Genomic DNA, 20,007 nt, shown 5'->3' on the forward strand with positions numbered 1-20,007 from the left:
CGCTGGTTATTTTGGCCTTAACTTCCTGTTAGGCCAGGTTGTCTCTACTAAAATAAAATTGAGTAAGCTGTTGTTTAGTGTTGGTCCTAACTAAGGAGCTTATTATGAACATGTTACCTAGAGATCATTGGTTTGGAGAAGACCATTTATGGGAGCAGCTTTTTAGCCCACAATTTACCATGCGTGATGACGGTTTTTTCCAACCGCGTGTCGATATCATCGACAAAGAAGATAGCTACTTATTTGTTGCCGAGTTACCTGGTGTGGCTAAGGAAGATATTGATGTGCAGCTACACGATGGTGTGTTGAGCATTCAAGCCAAAATTGAGCAGCAACATCAACAGCAGGGTGACAGTGTACTGCGTAAAGAACGCCGTAGTGGCTTTTTCCGCAGAAACATTAATGTTGGTAAAGCAATTCAAGCTGAGGATATTAGCGCTGAATTAGTCAACGGCCTGTTAATGCTTAAAGCGCCCAAAGCTGTTGCTAAGGTGAGTGAAAAGCAGCAAATAGAAATTAGTTAAGCGGAGTGCCACCTTGGCTGAGTAACACAAGCTGCCGGTTATTGATGGTTATTGCTGGCGGCTTGGCTTTGTTCGCGTAAGTGCTGTAAGAAGGCGCTGATATTGGGGTTTTCGAAACGCTGAGCTGGATAATAGGCGCATACGCTGCGTTGCTCAGACAATAAGCCGGGTAGCACTTCAACTAACTTCCCGTCTAATAGATGTTGTTGTACCAGATCTTCCGAGACCAACACTACGCCCATATGGTGAACAGCTGCTTGAATGGCTGCCATTGGGTCGTGAGTAACAAAGCGACAAGCTTGGTTAAGCACAGTGCCTTCATTTAGTTTTACTCCGCCTGCTTTGATTTGCCCTTGCACCAACAATAGCGGCAGAGCTTGCAGTTGCTTTGCACTTTGTATTGAACCGCAGCCGGCTAAAAATGTAGGGCTGGCAAAACACTTTACTGCGTAATTAAATAGATGCAGCATGCGATAGCTAGTGCTATCAAAATTGTCTAGCTGGCGCGTTACTACAATGTCGAGTGATAAATCTGGAATTTCCCCTGGCTCTACTTCTAATAACTCTATATTAAGGTGCGGATGCTTTGGTAAAAATGAAGCTATTAAGGGCGTCACAAATAAACTGCCCGATACCGCAGGAGCGCCAATAGTGAGGCTGCCAGTTAAGCCAAGACTAGAGGGACCAAGTTGTTGGCGCATATTATTGAACTGGCTTAACCAATCGCAACTTTGCAAATAAAACTGCTGGCCTTGCTCGGTGGTGCGCACCCTGCGAGTCGTACGTAATAGCAATTGGCAATGCAATTGAGACTCTAACCAAGAGATGCGTTTACTGCAGGCTGAGGTAGTAATGTTGAGTTGCTGCGCTGCTTGCACAAAGCTGCTGCTCTCTACTACTGCTACATAGGTTTGCACCGCGTTCAACCAATCCATATTCGGCCTCTTTTGATTAAATTGTTTCCTGCTGGGAAACAAATCATGTCTTTGATGAATGATTATCCGCTTTTGGCTTTGATTTACAATGAAGAACGCTGATGTATTGGAGTTTATTAGTGAGCTATTCGCGAGTCCCGCTGTTTTTTTCTATTGCCTTTATTGCTTGTTCTCAGTTAACCAATGGCTTGCTGGCGCCTGCCTTACCAGAAATGGCCACGCATTTTGCGGTAGAAGAGCATTTAGTGCAGCGCCTTATTGTGGTGTTTATTTTGGGCTTGGGCATATCCCAACTATTTTATGGCCCGCTAGCCGATAGTTATGGCAGGCGACGGGTATTTTGGATGGGGCAGGCAGTTTTCCTGCTGGGTAACCTACTCACGTTTTTGGGCTTTAATCATCTTGATTTGTTATTAGCTGGTGTACTTATTCAAGGTTTAGGCGCAGGCAGTAACCAGATACTGGCCCGCTGCTTAATTAGTGACAGTTATCGCGGTAAAGAGCTAAAGCATGGTTTTGCTTGGTTGGGCATGGCTGCGTCGGTTATTCCCGTTTTAGGTCCGGTTATTGGTGGCATAGTGACGGCTTATTGGGGCTGGCACTATCTATTTGTGATCATTGGGATTGCTGGCGCGAGTTTACTGATTATTGCTGCCAAGCTATTGCCTGAAACCCAAACAGAAGTTGGCCCGCCGCTAAATTTGAACCGTGTGGCAAACGACTACTTAAGCTTGGCCCTCGATCGCCACTTTATTCATTACTCTAGCTTTGCTTGGATCGCCAGTATTGGTTTGATGTACATGATTAGTAGCGCACCTTTTGTATTGCAACATGGCTTTGGTTTGTCGGCTGATGATTTTGGTTTAGTGATGATAATCCCGGCTGCAGGTTTGGCTTTGGGTAGTGCTTTTACTCGCCGCTTTAATGGTCGCTGGCCAGAGCAACACATTTTGCTGCTAGCGTCGGTGCTGCCTTTTATTGCAGCGTTTATATTGCTCACTCATGCAAGCACGTTAATTTGGGTGATTGTAGCGATGAGTTTGATCAGCATTAGCGTAGGGGCTATTTATCCTATTTCTCAATCTGGTTTGTTTGGCCACTTTTCGGGGCAAGCTGGCACGGTGTCTGCCCTAAGTGGCACAACGCAGATGACCCTTACCGCCTTAGCCGTTGGTGGCTTAACCACCGCCTTTATGCCGAGCCCAAGTGCGATGGCGATCATATTTAGCGTGATGGCTTTAGCCTTAATACTCAACATGGTGATCCAGATAGTGAAAGTGAAAGCGCCAACTATGCAATGATTGCTGCTTATTGAGTTATCTGCAGTTTACTTGCTTTAGGGGGTTATGATGACGATTCGCCAATTGGGAAAAACCGAGTCTTTGTTTGCCGAATTAACCAGCACGGGTGCCATGTTGGTGGTGAATGCGGTGACAGTGACAGGTAAGATAAACACTCACTTTATTCCGCGAATCCATCAGTTATTGCAACTTCGCCACCCGTTTTTGTCACTGTGTTTAAAACAAGTGGCGCAGCAATGGCAGTGGCAAGAGTGTTCTAGCCAGCCAGAACTTGAAGTGGCAGAAATTGATGAAAGCAAGCTGCCATTTTCTCAAGCACTGCGAGACACCATGCAGCAACAAACTAATACTCCGCTCAACGTTGGCGGTCCGCTTTGGCGGGTATCGGTTTTGTTAGGTCAGCAGCAATCGGCGCTGGTGATTAGCATGCATCACAGTATTTGTGATGGCTTGTCGTCAGCTTCTTTGTTAGCTGAGTGGTTAGAGCGGCACCAGCAAGTGGCTCAACAAAAAGTGCCAGATATTCAGCGCTTAAGTATTCGCGCTGGCGTTCACCAAGCCTTGGCCATGGATGAGTACTCGCCTGACGATAACCCTTTTGCCACTCCCATTAGTCCGGCTCAGGCTGGAGTATGGCTAAACCAAGCTGGTTTAACGCAAAACCAACAGAATAAACTGGAGCTGTTGAATTTTAGCCAGCAACAATCGCAGCGTTTATTGGCGATAAGCCGCAAGCATCAAGTGAGCCTTACCATTACGCTTTATTGCGCAGCGATTGAAGTAGCCGCAAAGATTGCTCGTTCACCAGTGAGTAAAGTAAGTGCAGGCGGTAATGCCAATGTTCGACCAATAGTTGAACCACCGGTAAATCAGCAAGAACTAGCTTGTTATGTTTCTATGTTTTCGTTTGAAGTGGCTAGCGATTCATCGCAAGGCTTTTGGCAACGCGCTCAGAAAATTAAACAGGCCTATAAAGAGAAAGTCGACTCTGGTCTGCACTTGGTGTCGTGTAACGACAATTGGTGGGAGGCGCAGGCACCACGCCGTGCCGATGATGAAATACAACAAGTAGCAGGCAGGTTCAATTGTTTACACCTATCTAATCTTGGGCCTTTAGAGCCGGTGTTTGACTCTTTGGAAGATTCTGGTTTAGTTCCCCAGCAATACTATTTTACTGCCGCGCAGCATTTGGTAGGGGCCATATTTTGGCTTGGCGCGCAAAGTGTCGCTGGCGGATTAAGTCTTACGGTTAATTGTGTTGAACCGATGGTTGATCAAGCAATGCGTAACGACTTTAGCAGTTTGCTTAAACAAGGTTTGTTAGGCTTAATTGAAGAGCGTTGAGTGATGAAAGATAACGCTAACAGACGAGGTCTATAAGATTTGATAGCTAGTACCTATCGCTAACAGTGAAATATTCGATTTTTTTATTTAGTAGCTAGCCGCTATAGTAGGGCTAATTCACATTGGTTTTGGAGTTTAAGATGTTTGCAGTAATTTTTGGTCGTCCTGGTTGCCCTTATTGTGTTCGTGCCAAGCAGATCGCCGAGCAATTAAGCGAAGCACACGAAGACTATAACTACCGTTATGTTGATATTCATGCTGAAGGCATCTCAAAAGCCGATCTTGAAAAAACTGTAGGTAAGCCGGTTGAAACTGTACCGCAGATTTTTGTTGACGAGAAACACGTTGGCGGATGTACCGAGTATGAAGCACTAATGCGCGAACAGTTTGATATCTAATACAAGATTACCTCATTAAAGCCCGGCACTCGCCGGGCTTTTTGTTGCCCACTACTTAAGTAAACAAAAAAATACAGCATTGTTGCTAGCGCTTAGCTACAAAAGTGACGATTGTTTAACTAAGCTCAAATTAACTCGATGTAGCCAATAGATGAGGAGTTAATTATGGATGCGAGCTATATGTTGAACCTCGAAGCCAACATCTTATTAGGTATTGTGAATGAGAAACTGCGCTTAGAGTGCAATAGCCTAGAAGACCTAGCCTTAACCTTTGGTTTTGAAGAGCGCTCTTTAGCGCGCCGGTTAGAAACCATTGGTTACCATTACGATGTGATAACCAATCAATTTAAGGCGATTTAAACTTGGCTTAAGTTACTGAATGTTAGACACTGTTGATGTGTCTAACAGGAGGTGACTGATGCTAAGAAAAATAGGATTATTATTGGCGTGCTGTGTTTCGCTGCCCGCACTCGCGGATGTAAGCATTGGTGCTGGCTATACCTTTGGCGGCGAAATGACCGACCTAGACACTGAACAGACCTATTCGGTTCGTTCGGCTCCTTCTTATATGGCCGCCTTTGATTTTGCTACTAGTCGTGGCGAAAACCGCAAACGTGAGACTTACGAAAATTACGTGGGAGCGCTGGTGTCTTGGCAAAACACCGAGATGGACGACTCGGCCACTACCGATGTTGACGTGGTATATGCTCATTTAACCGCATCACGCCGATGGCAATATGAAAACTTTGAAACCTTTGCTAGCGGTGGCGCTGGTGTTACCCATTTTGCTGCCAGCCCAGGTAGTGATACCCAACGCTTTTCTATTAGCTTAGGTGGTGGTTACTTTTACCACCTCACTGAAAACCTCGATTTAAAACTAGAAGGCCGTCTATATAGCACCTTTGTAAACGAAGGTACCAAGATAGAGTGTGGCCCTGGTTGCCAAGTTACTTTTGTGGGTAGTTACTGGTCCCAATTGGGCTTAAATTTGGGGCTAAATTACCGATTTTAACCTCGCCCGCTAACGACATAATCTTCTGGTAAGTGCTGAAAAATATCAGCACTTACTAAATAAACTGCTTAAAAAATAAACTCTTACAAACTATTCAATAAAGTTCCGCTGTCATTAATCTTTAATACTTCAGTCACCTAGCTGTCATTTTTCAACCCTAAGATTTGTTCAACTTTTACTTGATGTACTTCACACTTTTTTAGGGATTAAAATGAAAAAGCTTACTATTATCGCTCTGGCGGTTGCCGCTGCTTCTGGTTCAGCTAACGCTGCTAAAGTTTACGAAGATGAAAAACACGCTGTTGACCTATATGGCCGTGTATACGCTGGTTACACTGCTGGTGACGATGCTGGTAAATCTGACAACTTTGGTGCTGACCAATACGTTCGTTTTGGCGCTAAAGTTAAATCTCAGTTTGGTGAGTCAAGCTACGCTCTTGGTCGCTACGAGCTACAAATGGAAAACAACGGCGAAGGTGACAACACTTCAGCTACTAAAGCACGTTTAGCTTACGCTGGCTTCGGTGGCGACTTTGGTGAAGTAACTTTCGGTCGTAACTACGGTGCTTTAGAGCTAGTAGCCGATTGGACTGATTCAAGCTACGTTAACCCTTACGGTAACTCTGCGATTGGTATCAGCTCTAGCCGTGAAGAAGGTATTGGCCGTTCAGACAGCGTTCTTAAGTACGCTGGCGAGTTCAATAACTTCGACATCCACGCTTCTTACAAGTTTAACGATAACCAAAAAGACGAGACTACTGGCGCTAGCCAAGACAACTCTGCTTACGGTATCGCTGTAGCTTACGGCTTCGACTTTGGTTTAGGCCTAGGTGCTGGTTACAACATTGCTAACAATGGCGATGCTAAAGACAGCACAATGGCACTAGTTGGTGTTAACTACGACGCTAACGGTGTTTACGCTGCACTTAACTACTCAATGGGTGAAAACAACAAAGCCTTTAAATTGCACGGTTCTGACGCTAAGAACGAGCACACAGGTTACGAGTTAGTTGCTGGTTACAAGTTCACTAAAGCTTTCCGCGCGCAAGCAATGTGGAACAAAGCTGAAGTTGAAAACGAAGGCCAAGCTAAATACGACGCTGTTGATTACTACACTATCGAAGGTCGTTACGACCTGACTAAGCAACTACGCATTGTAGCTGCTTACCAAATCAACAACATCGACGACGCTGAAAACGAATTCCACTTCGCAGCACGCTACGACTTCTAAGGAAATGTAGTCAACACGCTAAGCGCCTACTTAGCGTGTTTCCTTATTATCTTGTGTATGTTTGTCTTTTTACCAGCTCTATCTAGAGCTGGTTTTTTGTTTTTGGCTACTCAGCAATAAGGCTTAGTGAGTGATATCCATCATTAAGATCTTAGAGCGTCGTTGCAGGTTGTAGATAGCCTGCTTTTCGGTAGGAAGATCTTCAAAATCGGCAGGTGCAAAGCCGCGCTCTCTAAACCAATGAATGCTTTTAGTGGTTAGCACAAACAACTTGCTTAAGCCTTGTTGTCGAGCGCGTTTTACAATCGCTTGCAATAAGCGATCGCCACGGCTAGCTTGACGATATTGCGGGTGGCTAACTAAACAGGCCAGTTCGCCAATGTTTTCTTGTTCAAAGGCATAAAGTGCAGCACAGCCAATGATCATGCCGTCGCGCTCTACAATGGTAAATCGTTCAATTTCCATCTCCAGCAATTCGCGTGAGCGACGCACTAGTATGCCTTCTTCTTCTAGTGGTCTTATTAACTCGATAATGCCATTAATGTCATCAAGCCTTGCTTCGCGCACCCGCTCATAACTGTATTGAACTAGCTGGGTTCCACTGCCATCACGGGTATAGAGCTCTTGCAGTAGCGCGCCATCTTGCTGATAGCTCACTAAGTGGCAACGATCAATGCCTCTATCACTACACTGGATAGCCGCGCGTAAGTAGCGAAGCGTGTCTTTGTCGGTTTCTCGAAGAAAGGGCTCAGAGCGCATCAGCTGATTAGCCGTGTCGGGCAACAGTTCGCTTACCAATTGACCTTTATCGTTGTGAATGCCTTGCTCGGGGCAGAAGTAAATCACTTTGTCCGCTTTTAAAGAAACCGCTATTTCGGTGGTAATGTCTTCTGAACAGATATTAAACAGTTCGCCAGTTACGGAAACGCCTAATGGCGACACCATGACTATTTCGCCATGATCCAACTGGCGTTTAATACTCTGATGGTTAATGCGTCGCACCTTACCGGTGTGCAAAAAGTCGATGCCATCTTCTACGCCAATGGGTTGAGCTACCACAAAGTTGCCACGCACCACGTTAATGTGCGCCTGATGCAAAGGTGAATTCACCAAACCCATAGACAGCTGGGCTTCAATATCCATTTGGATTTGGCCAACTGCTTGCTTAATGATGTTAAGGCTACGCTCGTCGGTGATACGCTGTTCACCAGCAAACAAACAACTATGTTGATGTGCTGCAATCAGACCATCGATTTGTGGTCGAGCGCCGCATACCAATACTATTTTCACCCCAAGGGTTTTAAGTAGCGCGATATCTTGAATGATGTTGCTAAAATTGCCACTGCTGCTGGCTTCGCCACTAAGCATTACAACAAAGGTTTTGCCTCGGTGGGCATTAATATAAGGCGCCGACTGACGAAACCAGTTGACTAAATCTTCGGCCGAGCGGTCCAAATTCTTCTCCGTGAATAACTAGCTACTAGATCTGACTAATGAGTCAGATATTTGTGTATTGTTGCATATTCCTTAGCATTGTCGAGCAATATGTTTTTCTTCATGACAAAACTTATACACAGTTATCTTATGCAAGAGTTGTTTAGTTAAGCTATGTGGAGTATAAGCTGCTGTATTATCTCAGCTAGGCTTCATTTAATCTGGATTAGCTGATGGAATTTAGATGATATTTTTATCAATGAGAGGGTGAATATGGAAAACTATGTCGTACCTGAGCATCTGGCGATGCGTAAGCAGCCAAGCCAAGAGCGAACCAGGCGACTAGTGGAGCACATCCTAGATAGCACCTTGTCTCTTATCAAAGAGCAAGGTATGGCATCGGTAAATACCAACCTTATTGCTCAATATGCCGAGATCGACATTGCTTCTTTATACCGTTTCTTTAAGAACAAAGATGCGATCTTTTTTGCCCTCGCTAAGCGTTGGTTTGAAAAGGTCCAGCTGGTTGTTGCAGAGCACAACTTTCAACAAGTTGTTGGTAACATCGTAGAGTACAAAGACAGCACCCAGTTTCTGATTAATCAGCTACCAGAAACCGATGTTATGTTGGTGAGTTTTCATGAACTGTTCACTCATGATCAAGATTTTAAAGCCTTAGAGTATTGGCACCGCGAGATTGTAATACTCCACAGTAAACGTTCGTTTATTGAAAACGGCTCAAAGTGGGATGATGAAGCCCTAACCAGTGTTTGTTTGTATTTGTATGGTTTCACTCGAAACTTTATGGCGGGAACAATCGGTTTTAGCGCCGAAGAACATCAACATCAATTTACTTGGTTTCAAGTGATGTTAAATGAAGTGCGTGAAATGGTGTTGTTAGGCGAAGTACCGGAGCAGTTTTTACGCTAAGGCGTCACTGACAATATGCGCTTGGCTGGCACTGGGGTATTCTTGCTCGTCAACCAAGCGTTCTGCACCTAAGCAATGTAACCACGAACCGTAATCTAAGGTTTTGTTTCCTAAAATTAATTCTTTTAGTACCTGTTCTGACAAACCTTGAGTAATAGGTTTACAGCTCGGCCAAGTTTTCCTGCCATTTTGTGCGATCGTCACTGTATTTTCCGCGCCTATAAGGTCAAACTATTCTGCATATAAGATTCAGTGTGGGTCAATTTGGTGATAAACAAGTCAGCTTGTTACACCAATGTGAAATGGCGCTCAATTTTTGACCAATTGGTAAGTGAAAGCATGCAGTGCTTCACATTATTTTTTTAGGGAGTAATCCATGGAACTGGAAGCCTTTTTCCAGCAGGTAAAAAAACTGCCAGTGATGCCGCAAATTATGCAGGAATTGCTGACCAGCATTAACGATGAGAATGTCGATTTACATCAGTTGGGTAAAAAGCTCGCTACTGATCAATCTTTGGGTGCCAACGTACTTAAAATGGCCAACTCGGCGGCGTTTCGCGGCATTAAACAAATTGACTCTATTGAAGCTGCGGCTATTCGTTTAGGTCTAAAGCGGGTTCGTTCATTGGTGGTTGCTGCGGGTTTAAATGGCATGATGCCAAGCAAAAACTTCGACCAACAGCAGTTCTGGAGCCAAGCCATGTATGTGGCGTTGCTAGCGCAGGCTTTAGCAAAAAGCACCGACATTGAACCGGAAATGGCGTTTACCTGCGGCATGTTACACAACTTTGGTGAATTACTAATAGCCAGTGCAACACCTGAAGAAGCGGGCTTAATTGAGTTGAGCTTAGAAACTGGGGAAACGCGGGTGTCGGCACAACGCCAAACCCTAGGTTTAGATTATGCGCAAATTGGTGGAGAGCTAGCGCGCCGTTGGAACTTTTCTCCAGTAATCACCGATGCCATTGAGCAGCAGCTTAATCCAATGGATTTTGAAGAAGTGTCTAAGCCAGCGGTACTAATCCGCTTGGCCATTTTTGCTCACCATGCGCTTAACGCCGGTTTAAGTAGTGAAACGGTGGCCAACAACTTACCTGCTCCTTTGTGTGAAGTGGTGGGGGTTGATAAACAGAAGGTGACCGAATTTATTGCCGACGCAGTAGAGCAAGGCGAGCAAATGGTTGCGACCAGCGTAGCTTAAACATAAGTCTGTTTAGACTAAAAAGGGATTAGCCAAGCTAATCCCTTTTTTGTTTGAGCTATGTTATTTGGTTTAGTTAGTGGGAGATTCAAACCCTCGTAGCCACCACTGCTTGGCTTGTTTTAGTGCTCGTTGGGCGTCTTCTAACAACAGGTAGTTAACTGGCACAATCAACAAAGTGATCATGGTGGCGAAGATAATGCCAAAGCCTAACGATACCGCCATGGGGATCAAAAATTGCGCTTGGGTACTTTTCTCGAAAATTAGCGGCATTAAGCCTGCAAAAGTGGTGAGCGAGGTGAGAATTACTGCTCTAAAACGGGCCACGCCGGCATTGGCTACAGCGCTCATTAAGTCCACCCCTTTTTTACGTTGGCGATTAATGTAGTCCACCAATACTAGGCTGTCGTTTACCACCACACCAGTCAGCGCCAGCATGCCCATCATGCTCATAATGGTTAATGGCATGCCCATAATCATGTGACCTAATACTGCACCCACTGCGCCATAGGGAATGATCGACATAACTACTAAGGGTTGCCAATAGGAGCCAAATGGAATCGCCAACAAGCCATAGATTACAAACAGTACAAACAACAAGCCAAAGCCTAAACTGCTAAAGGATTCTCGTTGTTCTTTGGCTTCGCCTTCTAGACTAGCATTTACCTGTGGGTAGGCCACCAAAGTTTGGCTGAGCCATTGCTGCAGTTCAGTTTTAATCACCTCAATATTGGCTTGCTCTTTGTTCACGTCGGCCCGGATATTTTGGGTGCGTAAGCGGTCTATGCGAGTAATCGTGGCTGGGCTTTGTGAAGGGGTAACGCTGGCCACTTCACTAAAAGGTAACTCGGCCCCATCGGGGGTACGAATAAGCATGTTATTGAGGTTGTACTGTGAGCGACGTTCACTGGCGGGATAGCGAACGTATACTTTTACATCTTCACGGCCACGTTGAATGCGCTGCACTTGATAACCAAAAAATGCACTTCTTACCTGTTGGGCTAAATCATTTAAGCTCAACCCTAGCGCTTGGGCTTGTGGTTTAATGTTTAGTTGTAGCTCTAGTTTGCCGTCGGCCAGGCTGTCTTCAACATCAAATACCGCGGGGTATTCTTGTAGTTTTTGCTTGGTAAGGTCGGCAACCTGCGCCATCGCCGCAAAATCGTTACTGCTGAATTGCACATCTAAGGGTGAGCCACCGCGGCCTATTTCGGCCCTAAAGGTTAGGCTTTCTGCGCCAGGCAGGCTACCGATGAGTTGTCGCCATTCTCTGACTAAATCGCCACTGCTAATTGGGTTAGTGCGTGACTCGGGCGGCTCTATTTCAAATACCACTCGGCCTTTATTACTTTGGCCACTACCCGAGCCACCGCTAGAACCACTGGTGGCCAAAATATTCAGAATAACGCTATCGCCAGTTTCTTGGTCACGGTATTTTTCTTGTAATTCTAGGGCGGCACCGAGCATGCGATTAATGTAATCATCGGTAGTATTAAAGGCGGTGCCCGCCGGCATTACTAAGGTGGCACGGGCGGTTTCACTAGGAACTCTAGGGAAGAAAATAAAACGTACCCAGCCAGCTGTCGCTAAAGACAACACCACTACAAAGATACTAATGGCGATGGCCGCACTTAGTAGCCGTCGAGATAGAGCAGCTTTTAGCAGCGGCTTATAAAACTTTAAAATAGCCGCTTCAAAGCCATTAGCAAAACGGTTTTGCCAATAGCTAAAACGCCCCGGATTATTACTTGCCGGTTTGATGTGTTTTAAGTGGGCGGGCAAAATTAATTTTGATTCCACCAAAGAAAACAGCAGTACCGGAATAACAATCAGTGGAATTTGCGCAAATATTTTGCCGCGAACGCCTTCAATCATCATTAATGGCATAAAAGCAGCAATGGTGGTGAGTACGCCAAAAGTAACCGGCACAGCAACTTCTTGCGTGCCTTTAATCGCCGCATGCAAGGGCTCCTCACCCGCTTTTAGATGGGTATATATATTCTCACCGGTGACAATGGCATCGTCTACTAAGATCCCCAGCACCATGATAAAGGCAAACAGCGAGATAATGTTGATGGTGACATCCATGGTTGGCATCAGCAACAGGCCTCCCATAAAGCTAATGGGAATACCTATACATACCCAAACCGCAATCGCGGGCCGTAGGAAGATTGCCAGTAACAACGCCACCAATAAACAGCCTTGAATGGCACTGTTTTTTAGGGTGTTTAAACGAGCTTTTACGATTTTGGCACTGTCTCGCCAATAGTTTAGCGAAATGCCCTGCGGCAAATAAGACTGCTTATCGCTGATGTATTGCTTCACCGCATCGGAGATGGCAATGGCACTTTGATCGCCAACTCGGTACACCTCAATCATTACTGCAGGTTGGTTATTGAAGCGGTTCTCGATGGGAGTTTCTTCAAAGCCATCTACCACTGTAGCAATGTCTGATAAGCGAATGCGGGTGCCATCGGCGCGACTAATAATTAGTAGATTGGCAAACTCATCACCTACATAAGCTTGGCCTTTGGTGCGCAGTAATATCTCACCGCCCTGAGTTTTCACCGAACCTGCAGATAAATCTAGCGAAGCTTGGCTAATGGTTTGAGCAACTTTACTAAGCTCTAGGCCATATTCGCGCAGCTTTTGCTCGGAGACTTCGATAGAGATCTCGTAGGGGGCTACAGAATCCAGCTCGACCTGAGTGAGCTCGGGTAGCTGCAATAGTTCATCACGAATCGATTCCGCTACTAAGCGCAATTCGCTATGGGCTAAGTCGCCGGAGACGGCAACGGTAATGGTTTCTCGCTTACGCTGGGTAAGGCTTACTACTGGGCGCTCTGCATCGCTAGGGAAGGTATTAATCGCATCGATACGTGACTTAATATCGCTCATTACATCGCGAGTATCGTAGCGAGAGTTAATCTCGGCGCTCACCCGAGCAGCGCCTTCTTGCGAGACTGAAGATATTTGGTCGATACCTTCAATGTCGCTAATCGCTTCTTCTATGCGAATGGCTAGGCTTTCTTCGCTCTCCTCTGGGCTAGAACCTGGTAAAGCGATGCTCACATTTACCATGTCTAGTTCGAACTCGGGAAATACTTCCAGTGGCAAGCGAAATTTTGCCGAATATAAACCTAAGCCGACGATTAGCACCATTAGCAAGTTAGCGGCAACATGATTGCGAGTGAACCAAGCAATTAAGCCATGCATAATAGTTCTCTCCCTAAGGGGATTGGTTGGGTAATTTGCTGCATGATTTAAGCTCCTATGGGCTTAGCGGGGGTACCACTAATTACCCTGCCAAGGGGCGTAGTTACTAACATTTGGCCGGCTTCAATGCCGCCGTTCACAATATAACTTTGCTGATCTTGCCACAGAATATTGACTGATTTTCTTTGTAGTAATCCATCTTCCAATACAATCACTTGTTGCCCCGAATAGAGAGCGCTGCGAGGGATAATAAATACTTGCTCCAAGGTTTTTCCTTGAATTTGCGCGCTGACAAACTGGCCAATTTTAAGCGCCGGTTTGTTTTCGTTGGCGGGGCCGTAAGGGTCATCAATTTTTGCCACTACAAAGAGTTGCCTGCTGGCGCTATCTAGGGCTGCTTCACTGCGTTCTACCTTAGCTTGCCAATGGTATTCTTTAGCGCCAAAGTTAGTGCTTAAATCTACTAGAGGTTTACTGGCTGGGCTTTGACTGCGACGATAGTTTTCAGGAATATTTAATACGCTTTGTTCGTTCAAACTTAAGGGTAAACGCACTTCCAAATAATCGACAGCGTAGCTGCTCGCTAGGTTTTTCCCACTGCTAACGTATTCACCCAACTCGACATTTTTTTCCAAAATTCTTCCGGCGTAACTGGCGCGGATCACGGTGCGTTCTAAATCTAATTTAGCGCGAGTTAACTTGGCTTTGGCCGAGGCCATGGCGGCTTCTTGGGCGGCCAGTTGGGGTTTGCGTAAGACTAAATCGTTGGCCGGTTTGCCTTTGCCTAAGCGTTTCCAGTCACGCAGGGCTTGTTCTACTTTGGCTTGTTCTTCGGCTAATTGCAGTTGGGTAGTTTGTAACTCGGCTTCGGCGATAGTGATGGCATTTTGGTAATCTCTGGCATCAATTTTAAGTAGCACTTCGCCTTTTTCAAAAAAAGCGCCCTCACGAAAATTATCCGATACATAGGTAATACTGCCAGCTACTTGGGCGACTAGGTTACTTTCGGTATGCGGGCGAATGGTTCCAAAGGAACTAACACTGGCCTGATAACTTTGCAAACTGAGCGGACTCACTTCCACCGCGAGTTTAGCGAGTTCTGCTTGCGGTTTACGTTGAGCCTGTGGTTTGTTTGCCTTGATGTATTGGCTAATGAGTAGGCCAATAATAATCACCAACAGAGGCAGGCTAAGTCGTATCAGTTTGGCCATAATTGGCATCACTCCAGTTTAAATAATGGCTCGGAGGCAAAGGCCTCGCGAGTGGTTTGTGCTTGTTCGAGATGCCCACCTAGGGCGAGGTAAAGCTCGATACGATTTTGTAGCTGCAAGTTAAGCGCAGTAATAGCGCTGCTTTGGGCATCAAAGGCGCGGCGCTGCGACTCCAATACCGTGACGTATTCATTTAAGCCGGCTAAGTAATTTTCAAAGGCTAAAGACTCAGCTTGTTTAGAATCTTCGGCCGCGGTGGCGAGTAGCTGAGCATTTTGGTATAGGCTAGGCTCGAGGGTGAGGCTTTCTTCCACTTCGCCAAAACTTGCCAATACTTGCTCTAAATATGCCGAGTTTAAACCTTGAGCAACCGCATATTGTTGAAGCTGCTGATTCTCGCGACGAGCGGCATCAAAAATTGGCGCGGTGACTCCGGCAAACAAAGACCACACCAATGATTCGCCATTAAGTAATTGGTTGAGTTGGCTGCTTTGTGCGCCGCCACTGGCAGTGAGGGTAAGGCTAGGGAAGCGGTCACGATAAGCGGCATACACCCTTAAGTCGGCAGCGGCTAGCCGATATTGAGCTGCCTTAATGTCGTGGCGTCGAATTAATAACTCTGAGGGCAAGCCTGCTGGTATAGCATCTAATGGCACGTTAAGTTGCCCAGCTACTTTGATGTCACCACCGGGGTAGCGACCCAGCAGTAGCTCTAGCTCGCGCTGTGCTTGAGTGAGTTGATTGTTTCGAGAGTTTAGCTGGGCCTGAGAAGCACTTAAGTCAGCACGCGCTAAGTAAACATCTAAGGCACTGTTTAAACCGCTTTGATAGCTTTCTTCAATAATTTGCAGGTTGGCTTTGAGGTTGTTGTAACGCTCTTCAATGAGCTGTTGCTGCTGCTGAGCCTCTATCACGTTATACCATTGTTGCGCTGTGTTTGCGGCTAAGCGAATTTGCGCTTGTTGCCATTGTTCAAAGCTTACTTTGGCATCTAACACTGCGGCTTGTTGCAAGGCATCAAGTTTTCCTAGCCAATCAATTTCCCAGCTAATATCTAGGCCTGCGCTCAGTTGAGTGGCGGTGCTACTATCGCTGCCACTGCGTTGGCCGGTTAAGAAGGCTTCAACATTTGGCCAGCTTTGTGAATCTTGGATTTTTACTTGGTAAAGCTGTTGGTCAAGGGCGAAGCCTTGTTGTTGTAACGCGGGATTATTGCTTAGCGCTTCAGTGATCAAGGTTTGGAGGTCACTAGGTAAGGCTTGCTCAAATCGCTGTTGATTGAATTGACCTTGCTGATATTCGCTGGTCCAGCTGGTGGTTGTGGCCACAGTATGCGGTTCATGAGCAGGCGTATCGTTCATACTGCAAGCGCTTAAACTTACAATAAGTAGAGTTATCCAAGCCCAACTAGCCACGTGCATTCCATGTCCTATGATTCAATCCTTACTATTAGTGTTATTTAACGTTTCTTGGATTGCATTGTCGAGTCTTCTAGCAAAGCTTTTACCTTTATTTACAGTTGCTTTGGCTAAACCTGGTGTTTAGCTTGACCCAAGCGATAAAGCTGCAAAATCCAAGAGAAGACCAGTTTTGCATCCAGTGGACGTACCAAACTTGTCTTAGCTAAAACGAATTGAGTAGGCGATAAGATCATTTGCCGTTTATCAATAAGCGCTTCTGCGTAGGCAAGCGGAAACTCGGGATGTCCTTGAATAGCAAAGGTATGTTGGCCAATTTGGAACATAAAGTTAGGGCAAAAGTCGCTACTGGCTAGCAACTGGGCTTGTGCTGGAAGAGCGCTTACTTGGTCTTGGTGGCTCACCAAGATGGATAAGCTTTCTTGCTCAGTCGGCTCTGCCCAAGTGGGCGCTTGAATAAGGGCGTTTTTAGCCACGCCTAAACCCCAACCCGCACTTGATTTTTCAACCTTGCCCTCTAGTGCACGAGCAATGATTTGATGACCAAAACAAATTCCTGCCAAGGGGCGCTGCAATTGTTCACACTGCTGTACCCAAGCCACTAATTGTAAAATCCACGGCTGTTGATCGTAGGCATTATGTCGGCTGCCGGTAATTAAAAAGCCATCAAATTGATTGAGCTTAGGTAGCTCACTGTTAAGTACATTGAACACTTCAAACTGTAGTTGTGAATCTTGTTCGCTCAGATGCTTGATGAACATATCGGGATATTCACCATGAATTTCAGCAAGTTGCTTATCAACTCGGTCACAATTTAGAATCGCAATTTGCATAGTAAAAACCTAAAGAATAGCTATATATTGACCATAAGCTGTTAAATAAACTGTATCAAGTATGGAATAAAATTTAATATTTGTGTAGTTTTGTTCATTATTGGGTAACAGTTGATGGATTCATCCGGAGGGAACATGGCGCAGCAGGATCTAGCTTATTGGCAACAACAAGCGCGGGAATTGGAATTTCCCACTAAGGCATTTATTAACGGAGCGTTTGTGGATGCGCAATCAGGAATAACCTTTAGCAGCATTAACCCTGCGACCGGACAAGTACTAGCCGAGGTGGCTGAGTGTGATGCTGCCGATGTTGAATTGGCGGTGAGCGCAGCACGAACAGCCTATCAAAGTGGAGTGTGGTCAAACCTTCCGCCGGCCGAGCGAAAGCAAAAGCTACAATCCTTTGCTCAACTCATTGAGCAGCATCAAACTCAACTCGCTTTGTTAGAAAGCCTAGACATGGGTAAACCTATTGGAGACGCTCTGTCCTACGATGCACCTGCCGCCGCGCGCTGTGTTGCTTGGAATGGTGAAGCGATAGATAAGGTTTATGATGAAGTCGCGCCAGTTACCAGCGAAGCTCTCGCATTAGTCACACGAGAGGCGCTGGGTGTAGTGGCAGCCATTGTGCCGTGGAACTTTCCCTTAGTGATGGCCTCGTGGAAGATTGGACCTGCCTTGGCCACTGGTAACTCGGTTATCTTAAAACCTTCGGAAAAATCCCCCTTAAGTGCACTGTATTTGGCGCAACTGGCGAAACAGGCGGGTATTCCAGACGGGGTGTTTAATGTGCTGCCAGGGTATGGGCACACCGCTGGGCAAGCGTTGGCGCTGCACATGGATGTAGATTGCATTACCTTTACTGGCTCTACTGCTGTGGGTAAAAAATTGGTGGAGTTCTCTGGGCAATCAAACTTAAAGCGTGCCTTTATGGAATGTGGCGGTAAGAGCCCGAATCTGGTGTGTGCTGATGTTGCCGATTTAGATAAAGCCGCAGCCACTGCGGTTGCTGCGATTTTTTATAATCAAGGTGAAGTGTGTACTGCTGGGTCTCGGCTTATCGTGCATCGTAGCGTGCATAAAGCTTTAGTAGATAAAATGCTAGCTCTTGTTGATAACTGGCAACCGGGCAACCCACTGGACCCCAACACCAGCATGGGGGCAATGGTTGATGAAGTACAAATGCAGCGAGTATTGGCATTTATAGATCAAGCAAAAGCGCAGGGTGCCAAGCTGTTATGTGGTGGTGAGCAAGCTCTACCGGAAAGTGGTGGCTACTTCATCAAGCCAACTATTTTTGATGATGTAGATGCCAAGCTGGATATTGTGAAACAAGAAATATTTGGTCCGGTGTTAGTGATACAAGTGTTTGACGAGCTTGAGCAGGGCATTGCCTTAGCCAACGACACCGAATATGGCTTAGCCGCCGGGTTGTGGACCAGTGACATTAATACTGCGGTGCGCACTTCACGTGCCTTGCGCGCGGGTACGGTATTTGTGAACAATTGGGATGGCGGTGATATGACCATGCCCTTTGGTGGTTTTAAGCAGTCTGGCAATGGGCGCGACAAATCCTTGCATGCGCTAGAAAAATACACCGAGCTTAAGTCTACTTGGATTGATTTGACTTAGCGTTAATGGGATCGGGCTGCTCGATAAAGTGTTCTAAAATGAACTGTTGATCGAGTGGGTTCAAGTCAAAACGAAACGCTACATCGTTTAAGGAGCGAGCATCATGACAATGGTGCTCGCCGATATACTTAACCGCTCTAATCAGGTCGGTGCCCTTGGGCAATAAACAACAATCACTCATAGCATCCTCCTATACATTCTAATGAGGTGGCTAAGCCAAGATGTCACTGGCAATAAAATGTTGCCAGTTATCTTAGCTTGTCACTACAAGTATAGCTGTATTGGCCAGAGAGATAGTTAGGGGCGGTTTTTATCAGCCCAAAGGTGTAATAATTCCACTGCAATGGTCGCTGCGGTCAATGCTGTCACTTCGCTATTATCATAAGCGGGCGCTACTTCTACTACGTCCATGCCGACAAGGTTTAAACCCTTTAAGCCACGCAAGATTTGCAGAATTCGATTGCTGCTTAAGCCGCCAGCAACTGGCGTGCCGGTGCCTGGCGCGTAGGCGGGATCTAAACAATCGATGTCGAAGCTAAGATAGACTGGCAAACCTGCCACTTGCTTACGGATGTTAGCTACAACTTGCTCAATGCTTAAGTTATTAGCTTGGTCAGCATCGATGACAGTGAATGGGTGGCCAACTCGCTCATACTCGGTGCGAATACCTACCTGTACTGAGTGAGCGGGGTCGATCAAGCCCTCTTTGGGCGCATGGTAAAACATGGTGCCATGGTCGTAGCGGCTACCTTCGCTGTAGGTATCGGTGTGGGCATCAAAGTGAATCAAGGCTAACTTTCCATGATAGTGTGCGTGAGCGCGCAACAGAGGCAGCGTAACAAAGTGATCGCCACCAAAGCTCAGCATGGTTTTCCCTGCTTGCAGCAGCTGCTTGGCGTAGACTTCGAGCCTTTCTACAAACTGTGCCTGCTCACCACAATCAAAAACTAAGTCACCGGCATCAACCAAACTCACTCGCTCAAGCAAACTAAAATCCCAAGGCCAGCGCTTTTCTTCCCAAGCTAGGTTGACCGATGCGCGGCGAATGGCATCTGGACCCAATCGTGCACCGGAGCGCCCGGTTGTGGCTAAGTCAAAAGGCAGACCGGTGATTACTACGTCGGCATCACTTTGTTCGGGACGATGATCTAAGCGCTGCCGTAGAAAGGTATTTGCGTTGGAGTACAGCGAGTAATCGGGATGATCGGCAAGCGTGCTCATTATTTATTCCTTGCTATAAAATAGTTAACAATTCATTGTGAATTGCTTCTCTAATTACTACAAGTGTTTTGTATAAAATGACATCGCTAGCTTATTAGTAGAAAATAGCGGGCTAATTGAGCAAGCAAACACTAGACACTAAAGAGCACTCTTCCTACACTGAATG

19 protein-coding genes are annotated in these 20,007 nt (G+C 46.1%); 10 read left to right on the forward strand and 9 right to left on the reverse strand.

Translation table 11 applies throughout. The features are described 5' to 3' along the window. Positions 1-104: 104 nt before the first annotated feature. The gene (locus K5620_RS01250; RefSeq protein ID WP_016399850.1) at positions 105-524 is read left to right on the forward strand and encodes an Hsp20/alpha crystallin family protein; all 420 of its coding nucleotides are present in this window, start codon (positions 105-107) and stop codon (positions 522-524) included. A gap of 38 nt (positions 525-562) precedes the next feature. Here K5620_RS01250 and K5620_RS01255 read toward each other — a convergent pair whose 3' ends face one another. Beyond that, positions 563-1,459, reverse strand: coding sequence for a LysR family transcriptional regulator (locus tag K5620_RS01255; RefSeq protein ID WP_016399849.1), 897 nt, complete (start codon positions 1,457-1,459; stop codon positions 563-565). A 101-nt stretch (positions 1,460-1,560) separates the two neighbouring features. On the opposite strand from K5620_RS01255, the gene K5620_RS01260 reads away from it, so the two are divergent. The 6 genes from K5620_RS01260 to K5620_RS01285 all read left to right on the forward strand — a co-directional run bounded on the left by K5620_RS01260 (position 1,561) and on the right by K5620_RS01285 (position 6,745). After that, a complete protein-coding gene (locus tag K5620_RS01260) occupies positions 1,561-2,760 on the forward strand; it encodes an MFS transporter (RefSeq protein WP_016399848.1) in 1,200 nt (399 codons plus the stop codon). A gap of 45 nt (positions 2,761-2,805) precedes the next feature. Continuing rightward, a complete protein-coding gene (locus K5620_RS01265; protein WP_084681670.1) occupies positions 2,806-4,104 on the forward strand; it encodes a condensation domain-containing protein in 1,299 nt (432 codons plus the stop codon). Positions 4,105-4,244: 140 nt separating this feature from the next. After that, on the forward strand, positions 4,245-4,502 hold the full coding sequence (locus K5620_RS01270) for a GrxA family glutaredoxin (protein WP_016399846.1): 258 nt from the start codon (positions 4,245-4,247) through the stop codon (positions 4,500-4,502). A 165-nt stretch (positions 4,503-4,667) separates the two neighbouring features. Then, a complete protein-coding gene (locus tag K5620_RS01275) occupies positions 4,668-4,862 on the forward strand; it encodes a DUF4250 domain-containing protein (RefSeq protein ID WP_016399845.1) in 195 nt (64 codons plus the stop codon). Between the two features lie 58 nt (positions 4,863-4,920). Then, complete coding sequence (locus K5620_RS01280; RefSeq protein ID WP_016399844.1) at positions 4,921-5,514, forward strand: hypothetical protein; 594 nt, start codon at positions 4,921-4,923, stop codon at positions 5,512-5,514. A gap of 211 nt (positions 5,515-5,725) precedes the next feature. Continuing rightward, positions 5,726-6,745: a porin gene (locus K5620_RS01285; protein WP_016399843.1), complete on the forward strand. Its 1,020-nt coding sequence runs from the start codon at positions 5,726-5,728 to the stop codon at positions 6,743-6,745. A gap of 123 nt (positions 6,746-6,868) precedes the next feature. Here K5620_RS01285 and argA read toward each other — a convergent pair whose 3' ends face one another. Beyond that, complete coding sequence (gene argA / locus K5620_RS01290; RefSeq protein WP_016399842.1) at positions 6,869-8,200, reverse strand: amino-acid N-acetyltransferase; 1,332 nt, start codon at positions 8,198-8,200, stop codon at positions 6,869-6,871. Between the two features lie 252 nt (positions 8,201-8,452). Here argA and K5620_RS01295 point away from each other — a divergent pair, with 252 nt between their 5' ends. Then, positions 8,453-9,109: a TetR/AcrR family transcriptional regulator gene (locus tag K5620_RS01295; RefSeq protein ID WP_016399841.1), complete on the forward strand. Its 657-nt coding sequence runs from the start codon at positions 8,453-8,455 to the stop codon at positions 9,107-9,109. Here the strand turns inward: K5620_RS01295 and K5620_RS01300 are convergent. Continuing rightward, complete coding sequence (locus K5620_RS01300) at positions 9,101-9,313, reverse strand: hypothetical protein (protein WP_016399840.1); 213 nt, start codon at positions 9,311-9,313, stop codon at positions 9,101-9,103. The two genes, K5620_RS01295 and K5620_RS01300, sit on opposite strands and share 9 nt — an antisense overlap. A gap of 172 nt (positions 9,314-9,485) precedes the next feature. Between K5620_RS01300 and K5620_RS01305 the strand changes: the two genes are divergently transcribed. Continuing rightward, positions 9,486-10,310, forward strand: a complete 825-nt coding sequence (locus tag K5620_RS01305) for an HDOD domain-containing protein (RefSeq protein WP_016399839.1) — start codon at positions 9,486-9,488, stop codon at positions 10,308-10,310. 72 nt (positions 10,311-10,382) lie between these two features. On the opposite strand, the gene K5620_RS01310 is transcribed toward K5620_RS01305, so the two are convergent. The 4 genes from K5620_RS01310 to K5620_RS01325 all read right to left on the reverse strand — a co-directional run bounded on the left by K5620_RS01310 (position 10,383) and on the right by K5620_RS01325 (position 16,988). Then, on the reverse strand, positions 10,383-13,526 hold the full coding sequence (locus K5620_RS01310) for an efflux RND transporter permease subunit (RefSeq protein ID WP_016399838.1): 3,144 nt from the start codon (positions 13,524-13,526) through the stop codon (positions 10,383-10,385). Between the two features lie 47 nt (positions 13,527-13,573). Further along, positions 13,574-14,737 (reverse strand): efflux RND transporter periplasmic adaptor subunit, encoded by a 1,164-nt coding sequence (locus K5620_RS01315; protein ID WP_016399837.1) that lies wholly within the window; start codon positions 14,735-14,737, stop codon positions 13,574-13,576. 8 nt (positions 14,738-14,745) lie between these two features. Then, positions 14,746-16,152 (reverse strand): efflux transporter outer membrane subunit, encoded by a 1,407-nt coding sequence (locus tag K5620_RS01320; RefSeq protein ID WP_016399836.1) that lies wholly within the window; start codon positions 16,150-16,152, stop codon positions 14,746-14,748. Positions 16,153-16,265: 113 nt separating this feature from the next. Next, complete coding sequence (locus K5620_RS01325) at positions 16,266-16,988, reverse strand: glutamine amidotransferase-related protein (protein WP_016399835.1); 723 nt, start codon at positions 16,986-16,988, stop codon at positions 16,266-16,268. A 114-nt stretch (positions 16,989-17,102) separates the two neighbouring features. Between K5620_RS01325 and K5620_RS01330 the strand changes: the two genes are divergently transcribed. After that, positions 17,103-18,620, forward strand: coding sequence for an aldehyde dehydrogenase (locus tag K5620_RS01330; protein WP_246612305.1), 1,518 nt, complete (start codon positions 17,103-17,105; stop codon positions 18,618-18,620). On the opposite strand, the gene K5620_RS01335 is transcribed toward K5620_RS01330, so the two are convergent. Then, positions 18,598-18,801, reverse strand: coding sequence for a hypothetical protein (locus K5620_RS01335; RefSeq protein WP_016399833.1), 204 nt, complete (start codon positions 18,799-18,801; stop codon positions 18,598-18,600). The genes K5620_RS01330 and K5620_RS01335 overlap by 23 nt on opposite strands. Before the next feature lie 116 nt (positions 18,802-18,917). Further along, positions 18,918-19,841, reverse strand: coding sequence for an agmatinase (speB, locus tag K5620_RS01340; RefSeq protein WP_016399832.1), 924 nt, complete (start codon positions 19,839-19,841; stop codon positions 18,918-18,920). Positions 19,842-20,007: the final 166 nt, after the last annotated feature.

This window comes from Agarivorans albus (assembly GCF_019670105.1).
GTDB classification, from domain to species: Bacteria; Pseudomonadota; Gammaproteobacteria; order Enterobacterales; family Celerinatantimonadaceae; genus Agarivorans; species Agarivorans albus.

Coding starts and splice junctions, on each gene's coding strand:
- K5620_RS01250 (WP_016399850.1), top strand. CDS start 105: ATGAACATGTTACCTAGAGATCATTGGTTTGGAGAAGACCATTTATGG.
- K5620_RS01255 (WP_016399849.1), bottom strand. CDS start 1,459: ATGGATTGGTTGAACGCGGTGCAAACCTATGTAGCAGTAGTAGAGAGC.
- K5620_RS01260 (WP_016399848.1), top strand. CDS start 1,561: ATGTATTGGAGTTTATTAGTGAGCTATTCGCGAGTCCCGCTGTTTTTT.
- K5620_RS01265 (WP_084681670.1), top strand. CDS start 2,806: ATGATGACGATTCGCCAATTGGGAAAAACCGAGTCTTTGTTTGCCGAA.
- K5620_RS01270 (WP_016399846.1), top strand. CDS start 4,245: ATGTTTGCAGTAATTTTTGGTCGTCCTGGTTGCCCTTATTGTGTTCGT.
- K5620_RS01275 (WP_016399845.1), top strand. CDS start 4,668: ATGGATGCGAGCTATATGTTGAACCTCGAAGCCAACATCTTATTAGGT.
- K5620_RS01280 (WP_016399844.1), top strand. CDS start 4,921: ATGCTAAGAAAAATAGGATTATTATTGGCGTGCTGTGTTTCGCTGCCC.
- K5620_RS01285 (WP_016399843.1), top strand. CDS start 5,726: ATGAAAAAGCTTACTATTATCGCTCTGGCGGTTGCCGCTGCTTCTGGT.
- K5620_RS01295 (WP_016399841.1), top strand. CDS start 8,453: ATGGAAAACTATGTCGTACCTGAGCATCTGGCGATGCGTAAGCAGCCA.
- K5620_RS01305 (WP_016399839.1), top strand. CDS start 9,486: ATGGAACTGGAAGCCTTTTTCCAGCAGGTAAAAAAACTGCCAGTGATG.
- K5620_RS01310 (WP_016399838.1), bottom strand. CDS start 13,526: ATGCATGGCTTAATTGCTTGGTTCACTCGCAATCATGTTGCCGCTAAC.
- K5620_RS01315 (WP_016399837.1), bottom strand. CDS start 14,737: ATGGCCAAACTGATACGACTTAGCCTGCCTCTGTTGGTGATTATTATT.
- K5620_RS01325 (WP_016399835.1), bottom strand. CDS start 16,988: ATGCAAATTGCGATTCTAAATTGTGACCGAGTTGATAAGCAACTTGCT.
- K5620_RS01330 (WP_246612305.1), top strand. CDS start 17,103: ATGGATTCATCCGGAGGGAACATGGCGCAGCAGGATCTAGCTTATTGG.
- K5620_RS01335 (WP_016399833.1), bottom strand. CDS start 18,801: ATGAGTGATTGTTGTTTATTGCCCAAGGGCACCGACCTGATTAGAGCG.
- speB (WP_016399832.1), bottom strand. CDS start 19,841: ATGAGCACGCTTGCCGATCATCCCGATTACTCGCTGTACTCCAACGCA.